The 20,667-nt window shown below is 41.7% G+C and carries 21 protein-coding genes and 3 pseudogenes; 17 read left to right on the top strand and 7 right to left on the bottom strand.

Annotated features, from left to right (window positions below):
* Window positions 1-68: 68 nt before the first annotated feature.
* A complete protein-coding gene (locus G4V62_RS05270) occupies window positions 69-704 on the bottom strand; it encodes a YktB family protein (RefSeq protein WP_165199934.1) in 636 nt (211 codons plus the stop codon).
* Between the two features lie 202 nt (window positions 705-906).
* On the opposite strand from G4V62_RS05270, the gene G4V62_RS05265 reads away from it, so the two are divergent.
* Together G4V62_RS05265 and G4V62_RS05260 are read left to right on the top strand one after the other, a co-directional pair.
* Complete coding sequence (locus G4V62_RS05265; RefSeq protein ID WP_165199932.1) at window positions 907-1,110, top strand: YkzI domain-containing protein; 204 nt, start codon at window positions 907-909, stop codon at window positions 1,108-1,110.
* 274 nt (window positions 1,111-1,384) lie between these two features.
* Window positions 1,385-2,182, top strand: a complete 798-nt coding sequence (locus G4V62_RS05260) for an inositol monophosphatase family protein (protein ID WP_165199930.1) — start codon at window positions 1,385-1,387, stop codon at window positions 2,180-2,182.
* Window positions 2,183-2,296: 114 nt separating this feature from the next.
* On the opposite strand, the gene G4V62_RS05255 is transcribed toward G4V62_RS05260, so the two are convergent.
* Window positions 2,297-2,485: a DUF5325 family protein gene (locus G4V62_RS05255; RefSeq protein ID WP_312855433.1), complete on the bottom strand. Its 189-nt coding sequence runs from the start codon at window positions 2,483-2,485 to the stop codon at window positions 2,297-2,299.
* Window positions 2,486-2,663: 178 nt separating this feature from the next.
* On the opposite strand from G4V62_RS05255, the gene typA reads away from it, so the two are divergent.
* The 3 genes and pseudogenes from typA (at window position 2,664) to G4V62_RS05240 (ending at window position 5,842) form a co-directional block, all read left to right on the top strand.
* Window positions 2,664-4,499, top strand: coding sequence for a translational GTPase TypA (typA, locus tag G4V62_RS05250; RefSeq protein WP_165199926.1), 1,836 nt, complete (start codon window positions 2,664-2,666; stop codon window positions 4,497-4,499).
* A 46-nt stretch (window positions 4,500-4,545) separates the two neighbouring features.
* The gene (locus G4V62_RS05245) at window positions 4,546-4,938 is read left to right on the top strand and encodes a YlaH-like family protein (protein WP_376768273.1); all 393 of its coding nucleotides are present in this window, start codon (window positions 4,546-4,548) and stop codon (window positions 4,936-4,938) included.
* 149 nt (window positions 4,939-5,087) lie between these two features.
* Window positions 5,088-5,842: pseudogene (locus tag G4V62_RS05240) on the top strand (class I SAM-dependent methyltransferase).
* 84 nt (window positions 5,843-5,926) lie between these two features.
* Here G4V62_RS05240 and G4V62_RS05235 read toward each other — a convergent pair.
* On the bottom strand, window positions 5,927-6,361 hold the full coding sequence (locus G4V62_RS05235) for a hypothetical protein (RefSeq protein WP_165199924.1): 435 nt from the start codon (window positions 6,359-6,361) through the stop codon (window positions 5,927-5,929).
* 5 nt (window positions 6,362-6,366) lie between these two features.
* Window positions 6,367-6,552 (bottom strand): YlaI family protein, encoded by a 186-nt coding sequence (locus tag G4V62_RS05230; protein ID WP_165199922.1) that lies wholly within the window; start codon window positions 6,550-6,552, stop codon window positions 6,367-6,369.
* Between the two features lie 226 nt (window positions 6,553-6,778).
* On the opposite strand from G4V62_RS05230, the gene hbs reads away from it, so the two are divergent.
* Window positions 6,779-7,051 carry a non-specific DNA-binding protein Hbs gene (gene hbs, locus G4V62_RS05225; RefSeq protein ID WP_165199920.1) on the top strand — a complete coding sequence of 91 codons (273 nt, stop codon included), beginning with the start codon at window positions 6,779-6,781 and terminating at the stop codon, window positions 7,049-7,051.
* Window positions 7,052-7,554: 503 nt separating this feature from the next.
* Window positions 7,555-8,877: a PhoH family protein gene (locus G4V62_RS05220; RefSeq protein ID WP_165199918.1), complete on the top strand. Its 1,323-nt coding sequence runs from the start codon at window positions 7,555-7,557 to the stop codon at window positions 8,875-8,877.
* A gap of 264 nt (window positions 8,878-9,141) precedes the next feature.
* Here G4V62_RS05220 and G4V62_RS05215 read toward each other — a convergent pair whose 3' ends face one another.
* On the bottom strand, window positions 9,142-9,585 hold the full coding sequence (locus tag G4V62_RS05215) for a molybdopterin-binding protein (protein ID WP_165199916.1): 444 nt from the start codon (window positions 9,583-9,585) through the stop codon (window positions 9,142-9,144).
* A gap of 97 nt (window positions 9,586-9,682) precedes the next feature.
* On the opposite strand from G4V62_RS05215, the gene glsA reads away from it, so the two are divergent.
* The 3 genes from glsA to G4V62_RS05200 all read left to right on the top strand — a co-directional run bounded on the left by glsA (window position 9,683) and on the right by G4V62_RS05200 (window position 12,332).
* Window positions 9,683-10,612 (top strand): glutaminase A, encoded by a 930-nt coding sequence (glsA, locus tag G4V62_RS05210; protein WP_312855432.1) that lies wholly within the window; start codon window positions 9,683-9,685, stop codon window positions 10,610-10,612.
* 105 nt (window positions 10,613-10,717) lie between these two features.
* Window positions 10,718-11,002, top strand: a complete 285-nt coding sequence (locus tag G4V62_RS05205; protein WP_165199912.1) for an Fpa/YlaN family protein — start codon at window positions 10,718-10,720, stop codon at window positions 11,000-11,002.
* A gap of 136 nt (window positions 11,003-11,138) precedes the next feature.
* Window positions 11,139-12,332, top strand: a complete 1,194-nt coding sequence (locus tag G4V62_RS05200; RefSeq protein ID WP_165199910.1) for an FtsW/RodA/SpoVE family cell cycle protein — start codon at window positions 11,139-11,141, stop codon at window positions 12,330-12,332.
* Between the two features lie 19 nt (window positions 12,333-12,351).
* Here G4V62_RS05200 and G4V62_RS05195 read toward each other — a convergent pair whose 3' ends face one another.
* Together G4V62_RS05195 and G4V62_RS05190 are read right to left on the bottom strand one after the other, a co-directional pair.
* Window positions 12,352-12,648 carry a hypothetical protein gene (locus tag G4V62_RS05195; protein ID WP_212508673.1) on the bottom strand — a complete coding sequence of 99 codons (297 nt, stop codon included), beginning with the start codon at window positions 12,646-12,648 and terminating at the stop codon, window positions 12,352-12,354.
* A gap of 140 nt (window positions 12,649-12,788) precedes the next feature.
* Window positions 12,789-13,736, bottom strand: coding sequence for a COX15/CtaA family protein (locus G4V62_RS05190; RefSeq protein ID WP_165199908.1), 948 nt, complete (start codon window positions 13,734-13,736; stop codon window positions 12,789-12,791).
* Window positions 13,737-14,193: 457 nt separating this feature from the next.
* Between G4V62_RS05190 and cyoE the strand changes: the two are divergent.
* From cyoE to G4V62_RS05155, 7 genes and pseudogenes are all read left to right on the top strand, one after another.
* Window positions 14,194-15,083, top strand: a pseudogene (gene cyoE / locus G4V62_RS05185) (heme o synthase).
* Between the two features lie 54 nt (window positions 15,084-15,137).
* The gene (coxB, locus tag G4V62_RS05180; RefSeq protein WP_165199906.1) at window positions 15,138-16,193 is read left to right on the top strand and encodes a cytochrome c oxidase subunit II; all 1,056 of its coding nucleotides are present in this window, start codon (window positions 15,138-15,140) and stop codon (window positions 16,191-16,193) included.
* A 24-nt stretch (window positions 16,194-16,217) separates the two neighbouring features.
* A pseudogene (ctaD, locus tag G4V62_RS05175) lies at window positions 16,218-18,082 on the top strand (cytochrome c oxidase subunit I).
* Window positions 18,082-18,690 (top strand): cytochrome (ubi)quinol oxidase subunit III, encoded by a 609-nt coding sequence (locus tag G4V62_RS05170; RefSeq protein WP_165199904.1) that lies wholly within the window; start codon window positions 18,082-18,084, stop codon window positions 18,688-18,690. The pseudogene ctaD and the gene G4V62_RS05170 overlap by 1 nt, the downstream one beginning before the upstream one ends.
* 7 nt (window positions 18,691-18,697) lie before the next feature.
* On the top strand, window positions 18,698-19,039 hold the full coding sequence (gene ctaF / locus G4V62_RS05165; RefSeq protein ID WP_165199902.1) for a cytochrome c oxidase subunit IVB: 342 nt from the start codon (window positions 18,698-18,700) through the stop codon (window positions 19,037-19,039).
* Window positions 19,040-19,183: 144 nt separating this feature from the next.
* Window positions 19,184-20,062 carry a cytochrome c oxidase assembly factor CtaG gene (ctaG, locus tag G4V62_RS05160; RefSeq protein WP_312855431.1) on the top strand — a complete coding sequence of 293 codons (879 nt, stop codon included), beginning with the start codon at window positions 19,184-19,186 and terminating at the stop codon, window positions 20,060-20,062.
* Window positions 20,063-20,077: 15 nt separating this feature from the next.
* Entirely contained in the window at window positions 20,078-20,539 is a 462-nt protein-coding gene (locus tag G4V62_RS05155) for a DUF420 domain-containing protein (RefSeq protein WP_246218267.1), read from the top strand.
* Window positions 20,540-20,667: the final 128 nt, after the last annotated feature.

The following is a 20,667-nucleotide window of genomic DNA, read 5'->3' as shown; positions in this document are numbered from 1 at the left end:
GAATAAGGGTGCCAGCTGGCATCCGGAGTGATTATAGCAAAATTGTTTCGCATTGCCCACATGTTTAATTATTGCTCAATCGATGTCAAGGCAGCATTGTAAAAGGGAGCTAGTTTGATAAACGTGTCCTTAGCCTTTTCAATGAATGCATTGCCGTCAGAAAGAATAGGGTCATCTGTAGAGAGGTGAGCCCCTATGAGAAATTCGCCGCGCTTTACATTTTTAAACCGTTCTAAAACGGCTTCTAATCCTTCGTGATCAAGCGAATGCAAGGAAGCAGCCTCTTTTTTCGTATGGTCTTGTGAAATCATAAAATCTTGCGGTAGACGCTTTATTTCCGTCATTTGTTCCAAGAAATGATCAGCGACCTTCTCTTTATCGGGCATTTCGTAAATATGTGCTAGCCATAAAAAGACATGATCATCAAAGAGTCCGATTTGAAAGTGGGGATGCTTTTTATAGCCTCGAGCGTTATTGGCAAACGCCATCCACGTGTCGTTTGGTGGATTTTTTGTTCTTCTCGCATGACGAGCGATATGTATATAAATCGGTTGCTCGGTCTGTTCTTCTAAAAAAGGCTTAAGTTCTTCACCAAGCGCTTTGAATTTTGGTTGAATCCGCTCTTGGATTGCAGCCATTCTCTCTTCTAAACCATCGATGTGAAAAACAGCAAAATCATTTGCTGAAAAACCGGTAAAAGACATATGCATCACTCCTTTTTTCATCGTTCTTGTTAGCTTACCATACCCTATTTTAGCGACGTGTAGACGTTCTGTACATGGAAAAAACGACTGACATTTAAAAAGTGCCGTGTCGATTAGCTCAAAAGCGACATAACTTATGTGTAAAGAGTAGTGGCAGCTGTCGTAGGTTTTGTGTTTATCGTCAAATAAAGGAGAGACCTAAATGAAACAGCTCATGGCGTCGTTACAGAAAGAAAATGCGGAAAGAAGGCTTCCGGTCCTCAGGATGGAAATTGATTACGAATTAGCGACTCTTTTTGAAGCGCTGCAAAATCAAAATAAAAAGAAAATTCAAGATTCAAAAAGAAAGTTAGAGTTATATCGAAGAGAATGGCTTATGCTTGTCCACGAAACTTCTAAAAAGTAATAAAATGAATGCGCTTTATCTGTGCTCAGCCTGTTGAGAAAGCCATCATCCGTTGTTGTTCATCGGATCATTGCTTCGAGTCAGGCTGAGAAAGTTCTTGTCTTCAAATTCTACTAAACACATAATGTAGGCTGTAGCACCATTTATTCACGTGATCCTAATCGTCTGCTTTGACTTATTTGCCCCGTATTTAAAACAAAGTGGTAAATTTTTAAAAATGACTCATTTCATGGCATAATAAACAAAAGGATTTCAAATATGGGGGCGACTGAAGATGAACAATCAACATTGGCAAAACATCAAAACACAGGCAGAACAGTGGGTGCGAGAGGCGGGAGAACGCATTCGGATATCACTCGCTTCTCCTTTGACTGTAGAAACGAAATCTAACCCAAATGACCTTGTGACCAATATGGACAAAGCGACTGAACAGTTTTTTGTCTCCCGAATTCGAGATACATATCATGATCATAAGATTATGGGAGAGGAAGGTTTTGGGGATGAGTTTAAAGATTTAAATGGCACAGTCTGGATTATTGACCCCATTGACGGTACGATGAATTTTGTTCACCAACAGAGGCACTTTACTATCTCTGTCGGTATTTATCATGATGGGGTAGGACAGATCGGTCTCATTTATGATGTCATGGCGAATGAAATGTATTCAGCATTACGGGGGGAAGGGGCAGAGACGGAAGGTACACCTTTACATATCGATGATAAGATCGGGTTGGAAAAGGCGCTAATCGGTTTAAATGCAAATTGGTTGACGACGAATAAGCATCTTCATGCCGATGCTCTCCACTTTCTCGTGTCTGATGCAAGAGGCATTCGTTCATACGGTTCAGCTGCTTTAGAAATTGCTTATGTGACGGCTGGTCGGTTAAATGCATATGCGACGTTACGTTTAAGTCCTTGGGATTATGCAGGCGGCTTAGTGATTGCACAAGAAGCAGGGGCGGTCGCAACGACACTGCAAGGAGAGCCGCTTGATCTATTGAGTAGGCAATCCGTACTGATCGCCGCGCCAAGAGTCCATGAGGAAATCGTCCAACGACTAAAGATAACGTAATTTTTAGAAGCGCGAGAGTGCTCCATAAAAAAGAGTGCAGACAAAATTACGCTACATTTTGTCTGCACGTCGAAAAGGCCCTTTCAACCGTCAGGGTCTTTTCTCAGTTGAGTTTTACAGTCGGCCGAGACGTCGATCTTTCGCTTTTTGAGAGAAACCGACACCCATTAACACAATGACAGCAAGAATTGCCGCAATCCCGATTGGCCAGCTAGACAAGCCAATCGCCACACCGATCATACTAATGCTAAGCGCGCTTAACAGCGCTAGTAAAAAATACTTTAATTTCACAGAAGTTTTCACTTTGCGTAAGACTCCTTTGAACATAATCATAACCAATCAAACACTGATTTTACTGTAGCATAATCCAGGACAACTCGACAATGCTCTAATCTTGAAGTAAATGAAATATCTTTGTTTAAAGTGTGTTATAATGCTAAGGTTGGCAAACTGTTTCGCAATCTAGAAGGAGTGATGCGATTTGAACAAACGGAATGATATTAGGAACATAGCTATTATCGCTCACGTCGATCATGGGAAAACGACCTTGGTTGATCAAATGTTACATCAATCAGGATTATTTCGCGATAACGAGCATGTTGAAGAGCGGGCAATGGATTCAAACGATATTGAAAAAGAACGAGGCATTACAATTCTCTCAAAAAATACTGCTGTTCGGTATGGAGAGACCAAAATGAATATTTTGGACACCCCAGGTCATGCTGATTTTGGCGGTGAAGTCGAGCGGATCATGCGGATGGTGGATGGTGTTCTTCTTGTTGTGGATGCTTACGAAGGATGCATGCCGCAGACACGATTCGTTTTAAAGAAGGCATTAGACGCTGGATTGACTCCTGTTGTTGTTGTCAATAAAATGGATCGACCTGAAGCACGTGCTGAAGAAGTGGTCGATGAAGTTTTGGAGTTATTCATTGAGTTAGATGCCAATGATGATCAGCTCGACTTTCCCGTCATCTATGCCTCTGGGATCAAAGGGATCGCCACGAATGATTTAAATGAATCAAAAGAAGATGTGAAAGATCTATTTGAAGCAATTATGACCCATGTACCATCACCTGATGATACAAGGGACGAGCCGCTTCAGTTCCAAGTATCTTTGCTTGATTATAATGATTACGTCGGACGTATTTGTATCGGTCGTATTTTTAAAGGTGTTTTAAAACAAGGGCAAACGATTTCCCTTACGCAGCGAGATGGTCGAATTGTACAAGGGAAAGTTGCTAAGCTGTATGGCTTTGAAGGGTTAAAGCGTTTAGAGATTGCGGAAGCAGGCGCAGGAGATTTAGTGGCGATTGCTGGTGTTCAAGCTAATGTTGGAGACACAGTTTCTTTGCCAGGTCACGAAGATCCTTTACCTGTGACGAGCATTGATGAGCCTACGCTTCAAATGACTTTTCACGTCAACGACAGCCCTTTTGTTGGAAGAGAAGGAAAGTTTGTCACAGCGCGAAAGATTGAAGAGCGATTAGACAAACAGCTGGAAACAGACGTCAGCTTACGCGTCAAGCAAGGCGCTACGCCAGATGAATGGATCGTGTCTGGACGAGGCGAGCTTCATTTGTCCATCCTTATTGAAAATCTTCGTCGTGAAGGCTATGAGCTTGCTGTTGCGAAGCCAGAGGTCATCGTGCGCGAAGTGGATGGTGTTCGTTCTGAGCCTTTTGAACAAGTTCACATTGAAGTGCCTGAAGAATTCACTGGTGCAGTGATGGAATCACTAGGTGAACGAAAAGGTGAAATGAGTGACATGACGTCGCTAGGTGAACGAACTCAACTGCAATTTATTGTTCCGTCACGTGCACTGATCGGCTATCGTACCGAGTTTTTAACGATGACGAAAGGGATGGGGATTATGCATCATTCCTTTAAAGAATATCGTCCAGTCGTCACTGGATACACAGGTGGTCGACGTCGGGGTGTGCTTGTGAATAAAGAGCCGGGTAAATCAACCCAATACGGGATTTTGCAAGTTGAGGATCGCGGTATCGTGTTTGTCGAGCCAGGCATCGATTTGTACGAAGGAATGATCGTTGGTGAGCATTCGCGAGAAAACGACTTAACCGTTAACATTACTCGTGCGAAGCAGATGACGAATGTGCGCTCTGCGACGAAGGATCAAACACAGACGATGAGGAAAACACGTGACATGAGCTTGGAAGAGGCTTTAGAATATATGGAAGAGGATGAGCTTTGCGAAGTCACGCCTGAGGCCATTCGCTTACGGAAAAAAATCCTCTCTCAGACAGAAAGAGAACGTTATGAAAAACGTCGTAAAAAAGCGCTGAGTGATTCGTAAGCGCGATAGTAGGTAAAAATCCGGTTTTAATGCCGGAAGCTCTTTTTTGAATCGAGGTGATCGTATGGCGATGGACAATACAAACATAGATATCGATCTGATTACAGTCCCTAGCGACATGTCTCCAACGGCGCATTTGATCTTTCAACAAATCGTTGGGGAGGAAGTACCAATTGACGAAATGCTCCCACAGGTGTTTATGCTTTATGGCATTATTGTCATTTTAAGCATTTTGGTGTACAACCTTGGGTTTGCGAAGAAGCTGCCGGTTCTTAAAAATGTCGTTATTTATGCCCTTCTGTTTATCGGCTGCTGGCCGCTCACGTTTATGGCGATTGGCTTGCCTGTAGCAGAGGCTTTAGTTGTCATCGCGATTATTTTCGGTGTGTATCGGTTCAGGATGCATAAAGGAAGAAAGCAACAAACCAATCATGCATAGAAAGTCAGCTTGTACTTGATCGATCAGGTACAGGCTCTTTTTTTATTTTTTGACAATGAGGTTTTTTTGGAGGTTTACTACTTTAACGCGAGGAGTAAAGCTAGAAGGAAAAAGCATCTCTAAGTATTGACTTTGAGGAGGAATGAAAAATCAAACAAAATAGCAGTACTGAAGAAGCAGTGAAAAGATGGAATGCCTTTGCTGATACATATTCAGAAAGTCATACAGAACAAGGTGATCGGCATAAAGAAATTTTTTTAAACCCTACTTTATTTTCAATGATGGGAAATATAAGCAATAAAAAGTATTAGATGCAGGGTGTGGTGAAGGGTACTTAAGCAGGCTGATGGCCAAGGCTGGTGCGATTGTGACGGCGGTCGATTACGCTCCAAGAATGATTGACATTGCGACAGAACGAACGTCCAATGAATTATCGATTGATTATAAACAAGGGAATTGTGAGAGGCTGGTTGCTTTAAAAGATAAAAGCTTTGATATCATTGTGTCTAATATGGTGATTCAAGACCTCGCTCATTATGAAAAAGCATTTCAAGAAATGTATAGATTACTAGTGGAGGGGGGAAGTTTTATTTTTTCGATTACGCACCCTTGCTTCGTCACACCAGAAAGCGGCTGGGAAAGAACAGATCGTGGTGAAAAGCTGCACTGGAACGTTGATCAATACTTTTATGAAGGTGCGTATGAGCAATGCTTAGGGAGCGAAGAAAAAATGCTCTTCTTCCATAGAACATTAACAAGTTATATCAACACATTGATCAAAACAGGGTTTGTTTTAGAAGAGATTGAAGAACCTGTCCCTTCTAAAGAAATGCTCCAAAAATATCCTTCGTTTGCGGAAGATTTTAGGTGTGCTGACTTTATTGTGTTTAAATTAAGAAAATAAACGGATGAGGACGCAAAGGCTGTTTAAAGATCGGGGGCTATACTTCAAGTAGGTGAGGAGCCCCCTTGCCAGCTACAAAAACTCTTACGCATTTTTTACTGAAGAGCGGCTACTCCATATGAGCGACACGCAAAAACAAAGATGTCCTAAAAACCATAATCCCCAAGCCATTCCATCTATAAGACTCGGGGCAGGACCTAGAGCAAGCGTGCTTAAAGGGATATACATGAAGAGTGCGATGACCGTCAAAGCACTTGCGCTTAAGACGTCAGGCCATTTGTATATTTCTGTGAGCAAGACGTGTATACAGCCGATCGACACGGCGACAGTCATATGTAATACCCATTCTATCCACATGTTACCACTCCAACGGGAGAGCCAAGGGATAAAATCAATATTAAGTAATAGTGTATACACTCGCTTTCCGCTGATTTCCTCAAAAGCTGCTAGGATCAACCCTAAAATAACACCAGAAAAAATACCACTGGATACACCAGCAATAAATCTCTTAAACCACATTAGTTTTAAATACCTTCCTGATATTCTTTCGACTGTCTCGCGTCCTGGTTTTTTAACGTTTTTTCAGTGATGCGGCTGTGACAGTCATGACATAAAAATGTATGTATAGGCCGGTTTCGTAAACGTTTTGCCTGGATTGACCAATTATCAATCGTATGAATTGACTCACATAATGCACATTTAACCTTCATCAGTGTCGCTCCTCCTTTTAAACGTATTTTCGCACATTTTTCTAGAATAGAAAAGAAAAGGGCTGTTTTGCAAGCGATTTTAATATGCACGCCTTTTTTGTATATTAAAATGTTTTCGAAAAAAACGGTTTTTTGTTGTTTTAAGAAGGAATTTTTGTTTAATTTGTGGAAAGTAGGCAATAACTGATATAAAGATTTTATTTATCCTGAGGAGGTTTTTCGGAATATGAATAAAAGTGAATTAATTGATGCAGTTGCTGAAAAAAGTGGATTGTCAAAAAAAGATGCAACCAATGCTGTCGAATCAGTCTTTTCGGTCATTTCAAACTCGCTTGAAAATGGTGAGAAAATTCAGCTTGTAGGCTTCGGAAATTTTGAAGTCCGTGAACGCTCTGAGCGAAAAGGTAGAAACCCACAGACTGGAAAAGAAATTACGATCCCCGCAAGTAAAGTACCGGCATTTAAGCCTGGAAAACAATTAAAAGACGTTGTGAACTAAAATTTAATAACTAAAAATTTATTGCTAATAACTAATAAACGGCTATGGTCTATTTAAAATAGAAGTATAGTCGTTTTTTAGTCTTTTCTTTTAGTAATAATACTCACATCAGTGGCTGTCTATTTATTGGTGGAAAATATGATCATAGTTGCCTGCAAGTTAATTGAATTTAGATAAGTGATTAGCAGTATGCAGTCATTTTTCGTTTGGTGTTCAAGTCCCTTAGCCAAAATGTTAATGATGTGCGCAAAGTGTCAAATGGTTAGCAGGAAGAGCTTGTGATCCATTGTTCGTAGGTCGTTCATTAAGGTTCATCTGCTGTAGGAGCGAGATCTTTTGAAAAGGGCGTTTTGATTATAGCTTAGCTTTGATCAGTCTTATTTTATTTTAAACGAGAGTTGTCCTTCTTTTTCCTGCAATGACGTCATATGCTAAAGCAAGTTGAACGTATAGCGCTTGTTTGAGTCATTTGAAGAATAAAATTGTCGTAGGAGGCTTGGCCTTTGGACACCATTTATGTTTTAGATACAAACATCCTTTTGCAAGACCCATACGCGCTCTTTGCTTTTCAAGGAAATGAAGTGGTCGTTCCTGCGATTGTCCTCGAGGAAACGGATGCGAAAAAGAAACTGCCGGATGAGATCGGAATGCATGCTCGAATGGTCGCTCGTCTCATGGATGACCTGCGAAAAAAAGGAAAGCTTTATGAACGCGTGGCACTGAAGCATGGGGGAAGCATTCGGGTTGAACTTAATCATCGTTCGCTAAAAATATTGGAACAAACCTTTGTAGAACATACAAACGACAATCGCATCATCGCGGTTGCTCTTAATTTGAGGCTTGAAGAAAAAGACAAAGTAGATGGAAAACGGGTAGTGCTTGTATCTAAAGACGCCATGGTCAGAGTGAAGGCAGATGTTGTGGGCGTGGAGGCTGAGGATTTTCTAAATGATCGTGTCGTTGAGCCAAATGATTCATATCAAGGGATTAGTCAACACTATGTTGATAGTGAAGTCATCCAATCTCTGTATAAACATGGAAAATTAAATGCGAAAGAGGATATGCCTCTTCATCCTAACGAGTGTGTGTTGCTAAAATCATTGCAGGAGCCGTCTGTGTCAGCGCTTGGCATTGCAGACGGACAGGGAACAGCCATTAGTCCTATCAAAGTGGATAAAGAGCCAGTCTGGGGGATTCGTCCACGAAATGTCCATCAGCAGATGGCCTGTGAGCTTTTGATGAGGGAAGACATTCGTCTCGTTACGCTTGTTGGCCCGGCTGGAACAGGAAAAACGTTACTCGCTTTAGCGGCAGGGCTGCAACAGACAGAAGAGAAGCAGTATTATAAGAAAATGCTCGTTGCCAGACCGATTGTTCCAGTCGGAAAAGACATTGGTTATTTGCCAGGTGAGCGAGAGGAAAAGCTGAAGCCGTGGATGCAGCCGATTTTTGATAACCTTGAGCATTTATTTTCCGTGAAAAAAAGAGAAGAGCTTGATCGTATTTTAGCTGGAATGGGAGCCATCGAGGTTGAAGCGCTTAGTTATATTAGGGGACGCAGTTTGCCCGATCAATTTGTAATCATTGATGAGGCACAAAACCTCACTCGTCATGAGGTTAAAACGATTCTTACTCGAATCGGTGAAGGTAGTAAGATCATTCTTATGGGTGATACCGAGCAGATTGACCATCCTTATTTGGATCCATACAATAATGGGCTTGCGCACGTCGTAGAAAAGTTTAAAAATGAGGAAATTAGCGGACACATTCACCTTGTGAAGGGAGAACGATCGAAGCTTGCAGGGATTTCGGCAAAGCTGTTATAAAAAAGAATTTTGCCTGTAATAAAGTATTTGAACGGTATACGGTATATTGTAAAAGGATAGTATGTATGGTCAAAAAAAAAGACGGTTTTGGCATTGTGCTCAGTTGTAATGATCAAGAGCTCAATTCTATTCTTATGAAAAAATAGTATTGCTGGCTTCAAAAGGCATTAAACCGACAGGGTAATGCCTAAAGAAGCCGCAATACTCGCGCAAAAGTCGTCTTATCCTAGTGTGACAATTCGAGCAAAAGTCACTAGCAGTGGTTTACACAATTTCAATCTCCGTAACGGTCGTAAAGGGTGTTTCTTTGTTTGTGAGATCGGCGTAATACAAGTGTAAGGGGCCGTTTTCCTTTAATGGCTTACCTAGATGGGAGAAGGCTGCGACCATATCCATGCCGACATCGAGTGGGACATCAGCTGTCTTACCTTCTGAATGAATACGCATAGTCTTCGCATTTGCTTTTGGCTCAGCACGTTCCACAAAGCGTTTAATCGGTATTCCAAATGATTTTTCCAGGACATCTTTTCGTTCTTGGCGACTCATCTTTTGACTCTCTACTCTCGGGTCTTCCTTTGGGATGATGTCACTGCCATGCTCTAAAAAGCTGGCAAGATCAATACGACCAGGATCAAAAATCCAGACGCTTGGATCGAGTGTAATTGGATAATGAACATTTCCAGTAATCATAACAATTGGTGGATTCATATGTACCCTCCTTGATTCAACATAGTCCAGTATAAAGCTTCCTGTCTAAAATGTCATGGCTATGGGCATCGTAGGTAAAAAAGACAGGGGGATCTACGTGTATTGCCAAACATCAGCCGAATTAGAGACATTTCTCTTACGGGCACAAAAGGTGACAACAGAAGGTGAGGTCGCTCATTATATTCCTGCTTTAAAAAATGTCGATAAAAATACGCTGGCAATGAGTATTTATCACGGTCAAAACCAGTGTTTTACTGTTGGAAACACAGAGCATACGTTTACATTGCAAAGCATTTCTAAAGTTCTTGCCTTAGCATTGGCTTTAATGGATCATGGCCAAGAAGTCGTTTTTTCAAAAGTGGGCATGGAGCCGACGGGAGATCCTTTTAATTCCATTGCAAAGCTGGAATCGACAAAAACTGCACGTCCTTTAAATCCAATGATCAATGCCGGGGCACTTGTTGTAACATCATTAATTAAAGGAGCGGGGCTGCAAGAGAAGATCGGCCGCTTGTTAAGCTTCGTTCATGAAATGACGAGTGCGCCAGAACGGAAATATGACGAAGCTGTAGCCATGTCGGAATATCATACGGCTCATTTAAATCGCTCCCTTGCGTATTTTTTAAAGCAGCATAAAGTCATTGAAGACGATATCGAAGAACTGCTAGAATTGTACTGTTACCAATGCGCAATAGAAGTCACTTGCTATGATTTGGCTCGAATAGGTGCAATCTTTGCCCGAGAAGGACAGGATCCTGAGAGCGGCAGAACGATCCTCCCTGCTCATATCGCCCGTATTTGTAAGACATTTATGGTAACTTGTGGCATGTACAATGCATCTGGAGAGTTTGCCATCAAAGTTGGGATTCCAGCCAAAAGCGGCGTTTCTGGTGCAATTATGGCTTCTGTTCCAGAATGGGGTGGCATTGGTATTTTTGGACCGGCGTTAGATGAAAAGGGGAATAGTATTGCAGGGATTCATTTGTTGGAAATGTTATCTTCCAATTATGAGCTGCATATATTTTAAGGAATGCAGAGAGCGTGTTCTTGTCCGTTTTTAAGCTTGCAATTTGCTTTGCTAGACGATATGATAAAAAGACAGGTAGACCGCGCTGAACGGAGGGATTGGAACATGGCATCAGAAATAGCTGTTGACCATCGTAGCGAGGCATACGCACTTTTACAGCAAGATGCAGATAAAATCTTACAGCTGATAAAGGTGCAAATGGAAAATCTGACTATGCCACAATGTCCGTTATACGAAGAGGTTTTAGATACACAAATGTTCGGCTTGTCCAGAGAGATTCATTTTGCTGTACGACTCGGATTGGTTGATGAGGAAGCTGGACGTGAGATTTTAGAATCACTTGAAAAGGAGCTTTCTGCTCTGCATGAAGCCACCATGGACGCTAAATAACTCAAGCTGTCGCATATAGCGGTGGTTTGAGTTTTTCTTTTTACATAAGGAAAACATATTTGTTGGACAGGATTATCCTATTAAGGAACGAATAGTATAAAAATGAGAAAATAGCAGCTGAGGTGGCCTATGCGTTATGTTAAAAAAGATGCTTAAAAACTATGACTACGTGCTCATCTCTTTGCCCATATTATTAGGATTATTTGGTGCATTAATGGTATTTAGTGCCAGTATGGTCGTCGCGGTGTCCAATGAATTTGCGGTAGAACCTGCTTATTTTTTTAAAAAGCAGTTGATGTGGCTCGCTATAGGTGTTGTTGTGTTTATCGTCACTGCGTTATTGCCATATCGCATCTATTTGTCAATGTATAAATGGCTTGTGCTTGCTTGCGTTGGAGCGCTCTTAGCTGTGCTTATCATTGGTACGGTCAGTGGGGGGGCGCAATCTTGGATTTCAATCGGCGGATTTACCATCCAACCAGCAGAGTTTGCCAAGCTTGCGATCATTTTATATCTTGCTGGCGTTTTTTCTAAAAAGCAACGGTACATCAGTCAATTTTCAACGGCTGTCGTTCCCCCACTAGTATTTATCATATTAATCTTTGGGTTGATTTACTTGCAGCCTGATTTAGGTACCGGCATGATTGTGATCATGATTTCAGCGACAGTCATTTTTTGTGCTGGTTTACGTTGGAAACATTTGCTTGGTTTAATTGGTTTAGGAAGCGTAGCGGTGACGTTAATGCTCATCTTTTTAACGACATCCAATCAAGCCAATCGGTTCGCGGCTGCTTACCAGCCCTTTGATTCGCCTGGAGACTCCGGATTTCAGCTCATTCAGTCCTATCTAGCAATGGGCACAGGTGGGTTAACGGGTGTAGGGCTCGGTCAGAGCATTCAAAAAGGTTTTCTTCCCGAGCCGCATACAGATTTTATTTTGGCCATTATTGCTGAGGAGCTAGGTATTTTTGGCGTTGGTTTTGTCATTATTAGTTTAGCGGTTATCGTCATCAAAGGATTGCAAGCGGCGATTCGTTGTGAGGATACATTTGGTAGCTTATTAGCGGTCGGCATTTCCGGGATGATTGGCATACAAACGTTCGTCAATATCGGTGCGATGTCAGGCTTGCTTCCTGTCACAGGCGTTACATTACCATTTATTAGCTACGGAGGATCATCACTTGTGCTTCTTATGGCATCTGCTGGCATTTTATGTAACATCTCGATGTTCGTTCGCTATCGCCGCCTTAAAGAAAATGAGGCGGACCCTCTAGCAGATCATAGTGCTTCAAATAAAGTATCCATTTCAAGTGCGCATCGTTTTTCGTAAATAAGGGCTGTTCAAAAGGTCAATAACACCTGACTTTTTGGAGCCCTTGTATCTTTTCATTAAAAAAACTCAAAAATCGCTCAACTCCGCGGTGGTAAAACAAAGTGCCTGCCTTAGCACGTTGCATAATACCGGAGTATTTCGCTTTAACATCGTAGTCGTCGCCCAACCAAACGACTTTATTTCCTTCTAATGCGATATGTCCAAGGTCGATTAAATCTCGAATGTCGCGCTGAGTTACACTCGCCTTATCTATAACGTCCATTACCTCATCAAGGACTCTAAGAACAATTGGGCGATCTCTGGCAAGGTTCATAAAGTGCCACAACCTAAAGAAAGCGTCAGCATTCATCTGAATGAACTCACTAAAAAGCGACAGATGAAAAAAACACATACTGAAAAACCATCTGTTTCTCAGTATGTGTTTTTATATTGAGGGACTGATCAGGCAGTCGCTTATTTTGTGCTCGTCTCGCTTTGGTAATTGCGAATGGATAAAAGAATTAAATAGCTTAAAACGGCAAACAAACAGCTTACGAATAAAGCGTGCAGCAGTGAGATGACGAGGGACATCATCGTGATAACGACGAGCATTCCCGTCAATGCTTGTAGCGTCACAAAAATGAAGCACAAGGTGATGAGACGCTGAACGAATGGATCGAGTGTTTTATTTCTCCATACACGAATGAGCAAAATGAGCAGCCAAACAAAAATGAGACTAGCCAACGTCCGGTGTCCCATATGCACCCATTGAAAAACATTTTGTGGAACGGCTCCAGAATCCTCTGCACAAAATGGCAGGCCTGGACAAACGAGACTTGCTCCCATGTGTCTAACATAAGCTCCTGAATATACAACAATATAAAGGTAAACGATCATCCAGACAAATTCTTTCCGCAAGTTTATTGGAATAAATGTAGATCGCGTGTGCGAAGGATTTTTACTGGACGTCCGTTCAAAGACATTAATGGTCAGTAAAACGACTGATGCAAACGAAATTAAAGAAATGCCAAAATGAAGCGCAAGAATAACATCAGATTGACCCCAAACGACCGCACCGGCGCCAATTAATGCTTGTAAAATTAAAAAGAATAAAGATAAGGCAGACAACCAGTACACTTCTTTTTTGCGAAAATGAACCGCAGTCCAAATGGAGAAAATACCAATGATAATGCCCGTGTATGCACTAATGCCACGGTGACTCCATTCGATTAAAGTGTCTTTTGACAAATCCTGTGGTAAAAATTCGCCGTGACACAATGGCCAGGTGGTACCGCACCCTGCACCAGAATCTGTCTTTGTTACAAGAGCACCGCCTAAAAGAACGAGTAACATACAAAAAATTGAGAAGACTCCTAGCCATCTCATGAGCCGTTGCAATTCATCACCCTCTTTAAAATTCATGAATCCTATTTCATCATATAGCCCCCACCTAAAAAGTTCAAAAGGAAACCTTAGAAAATCCAAAAAAAGGGCAACAAAACCGAAAATTCTTTGAAGGATTGTAAAAACTGCTTGAAAACTATCCAGCAGTTTGCTAGAAATAGATGAGGGGTTTTGCTCACACTCAAATCCTTGACGAAATTCGGAAATGTGAAAAAAGGTCACAAAACGTTCATAATATTAGTCGAAACTTCACCCCCATAAGATGCCCGAGTATGATTTAATGGGAACGGCGCTCGTCTTTATGGATCTCATAGATAGCGTTTTCTGTTTTTTGAATGAAAACGTGGTACAATTGGAAAAGAGACGGACGCGTCTTAGTAGGCATTTTTTGGAGAGGGAGGATACTATGAATGTCAACGAGTCATACAGGGCTGTTGATCAGGCGGAATCCGCTGTAGACGATGCGGAGGTCAAGGTGATAAAGCAAGGATTTCTGCCACAATTTTTTGCCCTAATCAAAATTGGCATCATTAACTCAAATTTAATTACGGCGTTTGCCGGAGTTTGGTTGGCGCTCTTTTATACAGACGGGAAAATCATTGATTATTGGTTTCCAGCCATATTTGCAGTGCTTGGCTCAGCTTTTTTAATGGCTGGTGCTTGTACACTCAATAATTATTTCGACAGGGATATTGACATTGTTATGAACCGCACGAAGAGTCGACCAACCGTCACAGGCCGATTCAGTATTCGCTTTGTGCTGTTTATTGGTGTGCTGTTTTCATTGCTCGGAACACTTTTCTTATTCGTAGCAAGCACAACCGCCGGCATTATCGGAATCATTGGTTGGTTTTTCTATGTTGTGCTATACACTTTATGGTCAAAGCGAAGATACACGTTAAACACTGTTGTAGGCAGTTTTCCAGGAGCTGTGGCACCCTTAATTGGTTGGGCTGCAATTGACCCATCTTTAATGCATCCAGCTGCTTGGGTACTGTTTTTGATTATGTTTTTATGGCAAACACCGCATTTTCTTGCACTTGCTATTAAAAAACAGAGGATTACCGGCGAGCAGGTATTCCTATGCTTCCGGTCGTATACGGTTTTGATATGACAAAAAGACAAATATTGATTTATATGGTCTGTTTGTTACCGTTGCCGTTTTATTTAGCGTCACTAGGAACTATGTTTATGGTGACAGCGACATTGCTGAATATTGGTTGGTTGTTTTTAGCGATTTACGGTTTGAAGTGGAAAGATCAAATGAAGTGGGCAACAAGCGTATTTGTCTATTCATTAAATTACTTGACCATACTGTTTGTGCTGATGGTCTTAGTTACACTACCAGACGTGCTGCTCCCTTAAGAGCAGTACGTATGATGAATAACAACAATGAGGAAAGTGGGGGGAACGAGACGCATGAAAAGCGTAAGAAACAAGTGGCAGTTGCCGCTCAAGTATTCTGTACTTAGTTTATTGGCTTTAGTACTTGCCGGCTGTGGAACTGAGAATCTGTCTTCATTGCAGCCAAAAGGTGAAGGAGCGAACATGCTTTTCGACTTAATGGTGCTCAGCATTGTTATCATGATTGCTGTCTTTTTAGTCGTTATTGCTATTTATACGTATGTCATTGTTCGTTTCAGAAAGAAAAAAGGGGATAAGGATATTATTCCAGAACAGGTTGAAGGAAACCGAAACCTAGAGATTATCTGGACAGTTATTCCAATCCTGCTACTGCTTGTTTTGGCTGTTCCAACAGTCGCGTATACGTTTCAACTTGCAGACACATCAGAGCGGGACGCTGAAGGCAGTGAGAACCATGTTGTTAATGTAACCGCCCACACGTTCTGGTGGAACTTTGAGTACGAAGGTGAGGAAGTCACAACGTCGCAAGATTTGTACATACCTACAGGCGAAAAAGTATTTGTGAACTTATCCTCTGCTGACGTCATTCACTCGTTCTGGGTCCCGGCAATCCAAGGTAAAATGGATACGAACCCTGGGGATGAAAACATTAACACGATTTTCCTTGAAGCAGATGAAGAAGGCGTGTATTGGGGGAAATGTGCCGAGTTCTGTGGACCATCACACGCACTCATGGACTTTCGGGTCATTGCAGTATCTCCGGAAGAGTTTGATGCATGGCTAGACGATATGCGTCAAGGCCCGGGCGAGACTGATTCTGAAGTGGCTGCTGCTGGCGAAGAAATATTTGCACAAAGCTGTGCAAGCTGTCACGCTGTTGAAGCTGGAGCTCCAGGTGGTGTCGGTCCAAACTTAACGAGCTTTGGAGACCGTACGAAAATTGCTGGTTTCCTCGACCACGATAAAGAAACATTAAAACAGTGGATCCGTGATCCTCAGGAATTTAAACCTGGAAACAATATGCCAGCATTTCCAGCAGAGCAGATTTCTGATGAAGACCTAGACGCACTGGCGGAATACCTGCTGGAATTAAAAGTGCAGGATGAATAATACGGCTTCAGGGGAGGTATAAAGGTGAGTACTGTTGCACAAAAAAGGGGCTTTGGTGCTACCGTGTGGGATTATTTAACCACGGTAGACCATAAAAAATTGCCATTTTATATTTAGTGGCAGGAGGATTTTTCTTTGTTTTGGGCGGAATCGAAGCTATTCTAATTCGAATTCAATTACTTTTTCCGAATAATGGTTTTATGGATGCCCAACTATTTAACGAAGTGATGACGATGCACGGCACGACGATGATCTTTCTCGCTGCGATGCCGTTGCTCTTCGCACTAATGAACGCAGTTGTCCCGTTACAAATCGGGGCACGAGACGTTGCGTTTCCGTTTTTAAATTCACTTGGACTTTGGTTGTTTGTCTTTGGCGGGCTTTTTCTAAATATTGGTTGGCTCGTCGGCCATGTGCCTGACGCTGGTTGGACGGCATATGCACCGTTATCGACTTTCTCGCCAGGATTTGGTGTTGACTTTTATGTATTAGGTTTACAGATTTCCGGATTAGGGACGTTGATTGCCGGGATTAACTTTCTCGTAACCATTATTAATATGCGTGCGCCTGGAATGACTTATATGCGTATGCCACTATTTACATGGACGACGTTCATTACATCTGCCCTTATTCTGTTTGCGTTTCCTGCATTGACAGCTGGTTTATTACTTATGATGTTTGACCGTTCTTTTGGCGGTTCAGTATTTGATGCAGTCAATGGCGGAAACCCGATCATTTGGGAGCATTTATTCTGGATTTTTGGGCATCCTGAAGTATATATCTTAATCTTGCCTGCATTTGGTGTCTTTTCTGAAGTGTTTTCGACCTTCTCACGTAAAAGACTCTTTGGCTACTCAGCGATGGTCTTTGCTACAGTATTAATCGGCTTTTTAGGCTTTATGGTTTGGGCTCACCACATGTTTACAGTTGGACTCGGTGCTGTAGCGAACGCTATTTTTGCCGTTGCAACAATGGCGATTGCGGTTCCTACAGGAATTAAGATCTTTAACTGGCTTTTCACAGCATGGGGCGGGCAACTCAAGTTTACGACGCCGATGCTGTATGCACTTGGTTTTATCCCGACGTTTACCATCGGTGGAATGACAGGGGTTATGCTTGCATCAGCACCTGCTGACTACGTATACCATGACACTTATTTTGTTGTTGCTCACTTCCACTATGTCATCGTTGGTGGTGTTGTGTTCGGTATTTTTGCTGGGCTGCATTATTGGTGGCCAAAAATGTTTGGCACAATGCTAAACGAAACATTAGGGAAAATTACGTTTTGGACCTTTTTAATTGGTTTTCACTTAACGTTTTTTATCCAGCATTTCCTCGGATTGTGGGGCATGCCTCGTCGGAACTTTACGTTCTTGCCAGGTCAAGGGCTGGAGCTTGGAAACCTCGTTTCGTCCATTGGGGCAGCATTTATGACCTTTGGCGCTATTGTGCTCGTGATTAATGTAATTATTACACAAGTTAAAAATGTAAAAGTAGGTGCGGATCCTTGGGATGGTCGTACATTGGAATGGGCTGTTTCATCTCCGCCGCCTGAATATAACTTTGTTCAAACACCTTTAGTGCGCGGATTGGACCCATTGTTTATTGAGAAGATGGAAGGGCGTAAAGGAATGACGCCTGCAGAGCCATTTGGTGATATCCATATGCCAAACAACTCGTTTATTCCATTTATGATCTCACTCGGCTTGTTTATTCTTGCCGCTGGAATTATGACGATCTTAACGTACGGTATGCCTGCGATTATCGTTGCAATTTTAGGGCTTGTCGTGACGTTTGGTTCAATGCTTGTCCGTTCTCTCAAGGATGATCACGGATACCATATTCACAAGGAAGACCTAGAGAAACCGGATGAGGAGGCGAACGTCTAATGGATGTCAATGATCGTTTGACAGATAAAAACTTTCCTGCTGATCCAGAAAAAACAACACTTGAAGGAAAAAATAAATTCATTGGTCTTTGGTTGTTTCTAGGTGGAGAGACTGTATTATTCGCTTCAATGTTTGGTACATTTTTAGCATTGCGGGATAGCTCGATGGAAAAAGAGCTTTTCCAGCTCCCACTCGTGTTTCTTATGACGATGATCTTATTAACTAGCTCATTGACGAGTGTATACGCGATGTATCATATGAAAAACAATGACTTTAAAAAAATGCAGTTATGGCTTACAATTACTGTCCTCCTAGGAGCTGCATTTATCGGAATTGAGATTTATGAGTTCAGTCATTATCTCCACGAAGGCCTAGGATTTACCCATAGTGGATTTGCTACGAGCTTTTACGGTTTAATCGGTTTGCATGGTGCCCACGTTTTGTTTGGGGTTTGTTGGATTTCGGCTTTGATTATCCGTAATATGAAACGTGGCCTGAATCTTTACAACGCACCAAAATACTATGTAGCCAGCTTGTATTGGCACTTTATCGACGTTGTTTGGGTGTTTATCTTTACGGTTGTCTATCTCATCGGAAAGCTGGGGTGATTAAGTCATGGCATCAACAACAACTACAAATCAGCACGAAAATGAAACGCTAAAATCATTTAGAAGAAGACAGCATAAAGAAGAAATGAAGCATCAGCTTGTTAGTTTTATCTTAATGATTATCTTAACAATTGTTTCATTTATTGCTGTCGCCTATGAAGAATTCAGCAGAAGCTTTGTTGTTCCATTCATCTTGCTGTTAGCGATTGTTCAAGTCGCTTATCAACTGTATTACTTTATGCACATGAAAAATAAAGGTCACCAAATTGCATCATTCTTTTTGTATTCCGGTGTTTTTGTCGCCGCACTAACGATTCTTGCAATGATGGCACTTGTGACCTGGTCTTAAACAAAAATGGATATGACACAGGTCGGCGCCACTTGCACCGGCCTGTGTTGTGTATTGTTTACTCGACAAGCTCTGAGATGTATAGTTCCATGAAAAGAGAGGGTGTTTCGCCATGTCCATAGGCATATTTGGTTTTAGAGCTTTATGGAGTCCTTACTTTTTTTATTTACGATTTTATTAATGGTTGTGTATTACTTACTGACTGGACCAATGCGTGATAACTTTAAAGATGCAAAAGCGCCTACACAAAAGGAACAAGCCTTTTTATTAGCGGGATTGGGTCTTTTATATGTTGTTAAAGGGAGCCCGGTTGATTTATTAGCCCACTTAACTTTTTCAGCCCATATGGTACAAATGGCTTTACTTTACTTAGTCATCCCTCCGCTGATTATTAAAGGAATTCCTGTTTGGCTTTGGCGTTCATTCCTTCGTATAAAGCTTTTTCATCGGATCTTTAAAGTGATGACTTTCCCATTGGTTGCGATTATCCTGTTTAACTTTGTTTTTTCGATGTATCATTTGCCAATCGTTTTTGATACTGTTAAAAGCCATTGGTTGCTTCATGGTTCTATGACGATATCGATTTTTACGCTTTCTCTTTTTATGTGGTGGAATATGTTAGATCGCTTAAAAGAATGGGCAACGCTAAGTGCATTACAAAAAATTGGTTATATCTTTTTAGGAAGTGTACTCTTAACGCCTGCGTGTGCGTTGCTTATTTTTGCAACAAATCCTTTGTATAGCACGTATACAGACCCTCAGGCGTGGACTCAGGCACTTGCGTTGTGTGTGCCCGTCGAAATTTTACAGAACACGAACATTGGTACGCCAGATATGTTCCAAATGCTTCCGATTACACAAGATCAACAGCTTGGCGGCGTATTAATGAAAATCATGCAAGAAATTGTATATGGTATTGTTCTATTCCGCGTTTTCTTTAGTTGGTTTGGAAAAGAGAGCGAAAAAATCGATCCGCTTCCTAAGGACTTCTCCGTTAGCAAAGAACCGCAGCCATCCGAATAGGGATGAGGTAGATCAATGCTTGATAATCCTATGTTTTTCCCTACATTAGCCACAGTGAGCATTGTCATTAGCGCCTTGTGTGTCATCATTGGCTGGATTTTAGTGAAGCTGAAAAAATACGATGCTCATATTCAGTTCATGAATACAGCGGCAATATTTGCAACTGCATTCTTCGTTATTTACATTTATAAATTAGTGAACTATGGGAATACACCATTTCCAGGCCCAGAAACACTGCAAGGGTTTTACATTGCCTTTTTAATCTTCCATATTTTACTGGCGAGTATTGGTGGGATGCTTGGGCTTGTCACGTTACAGCTCGGTTACCGAGAACGGTACGAAAAGCATCGTCGCCTCGGCCCGTGGGCAAGCTTCATCTGGCTTCTTTCTGCGCTTACTGGTGTATTTGTGTACTTGGTTCTATATGTTTTTCCATGGGATAGCTATACACTCAACTTGCTGACTTTTGGGCTTTAGGGATAATATCCTAAAGCTTTTTTTTCTGTAAAGAAGTAAATATATGTGTTGATTTCGTTTTAGGCTTTCTTATTTGAAAAGTGACATTTCTCCTTCATTTCTTATACACTATTCATGAGGGTTGTTTT

Source organism: Litoribacterium kuwaitense (assembly GCF_011058155.1).
In the GTDB taxonomy this organism is placed as follows: Bacteria; Bacillota; Bacilli; order Bacillales; family DSM-28697; genus Litoribacterium; species Litoribacterium kuwaitense.
The sequence above is the reverse complement of the archived record's forward strand: the minus strand, read 5'-3'. Positions and strand labels throughout refer to the sequence as shown.

Bases quoted from the DNA above. Each gene is read 5' to 3' on its own strand.
- G4V62_RS05270 (WP_165199934.1), bottom strand. From the start codon at position 704: ATGTCTTTTACCGGTTTTTCAGCAAATGATTTTGCTGTTTTTCACATC.
- G4V62_RS05265 (WP_165199932.1), top strand. From the start codon at position 907: ATGAAACAGCTCATGGCGTCGTTACAGAAAGAAAATGCGGAAAGAAGG.
- G4V62_RS05260 (WP_165199930.1), top strand. From the start codon at position 1,385: ATGAACAATCAACATTGGCAAAACATCAAAACACAGGCAGAACAGTGG.
- G4V62_RS05235 (WP_165199924.1), bottom strand. From the start codon at position 6,361: ATGTGGTTTAAGAGATTTATTGCTGGTGTATCCAGTGGTATTTTTTCT.
- G4V62_RS05230 (WP_165199922.1), bottom strand. From the start codon at position 6,552: ATGAAGGTTAAATGTGCATTATGTGAGTCAATTCATACGATTGATAAT.
- hbs (WP_165199920.1), top strand. From the start codon at position 6,779: ATGAATAAAAGTGAATTAATTGATGCAGTTGCTGAAAAAAGTGGATTG.
- G4V62_RS05215 (WP_165199916.1), bottom strand. From the start codon at position 9,585: ATGAATCCACCAATTGTTATGATTACTGGAAATGTTCATTATCCAATT.
- G4V62_RS05205 (WP_165199912.1), top strand. From the start codon at position 10,718: ATGGCATCAGAAATAGCTGTTGACCATCGTAGCGAGGCATACGCACTT.
- G4V62_RS05200 (WP_165199910.1), top strand. From the start codon at position 11,139: ATGTTAAAAAAGATGCTTAAAAACTATGACTACGTGCTCATCTCTTTG.
- G4V62_RS05195 (WP_212508673.1), bottom strand. From the start codon at position 12,648: ATGAACCTTGCCAGAGATCGCCCAATTGTTCTTAGAGTCCTTGATGAG.
- G4V62_RS05190 (WP_165199908.1), bottom strand. From the start codon at position 13,736: ATGAATTTTAAAGAGGGTGATGAATTGCAACGGCTCATGAGATGGCTA.
- coxB (WP_165199906.1), top strand. From the start codon at position 15,138: ATGAAAAGCGTAAGAAACAAGTGGCAGTTGCCGCTCAAGTATTCTGTA.
- G4V62_RS05170 (WP_165199904.1), top strand. From the start codon at position 18,082: ATGGATGTCAATGATCGTTTGACAGATAAAAACTTTCCTGCTGATCCA.
- ctaF (WP_165199902.1), top strand. From the start codon at position 18,698: ATGGCATCAACAACAACTACAAATCAGCACGAAAATGAAACGCTAAAA.
- ctaG (WP_312855431.1), top strand. From the start codon at position 19,184: ATGGAGTCCTTACTTTTTTTATTTACGATTTTATTAATGGTTGTGTAT.
- G4V62_RS05155 (WP_246218267.1), top strand. From the start codon at position 20,078: ATGCTTGATAATCCTATGTTTTTCCCTACATTAGCCACAGTGAGCATT.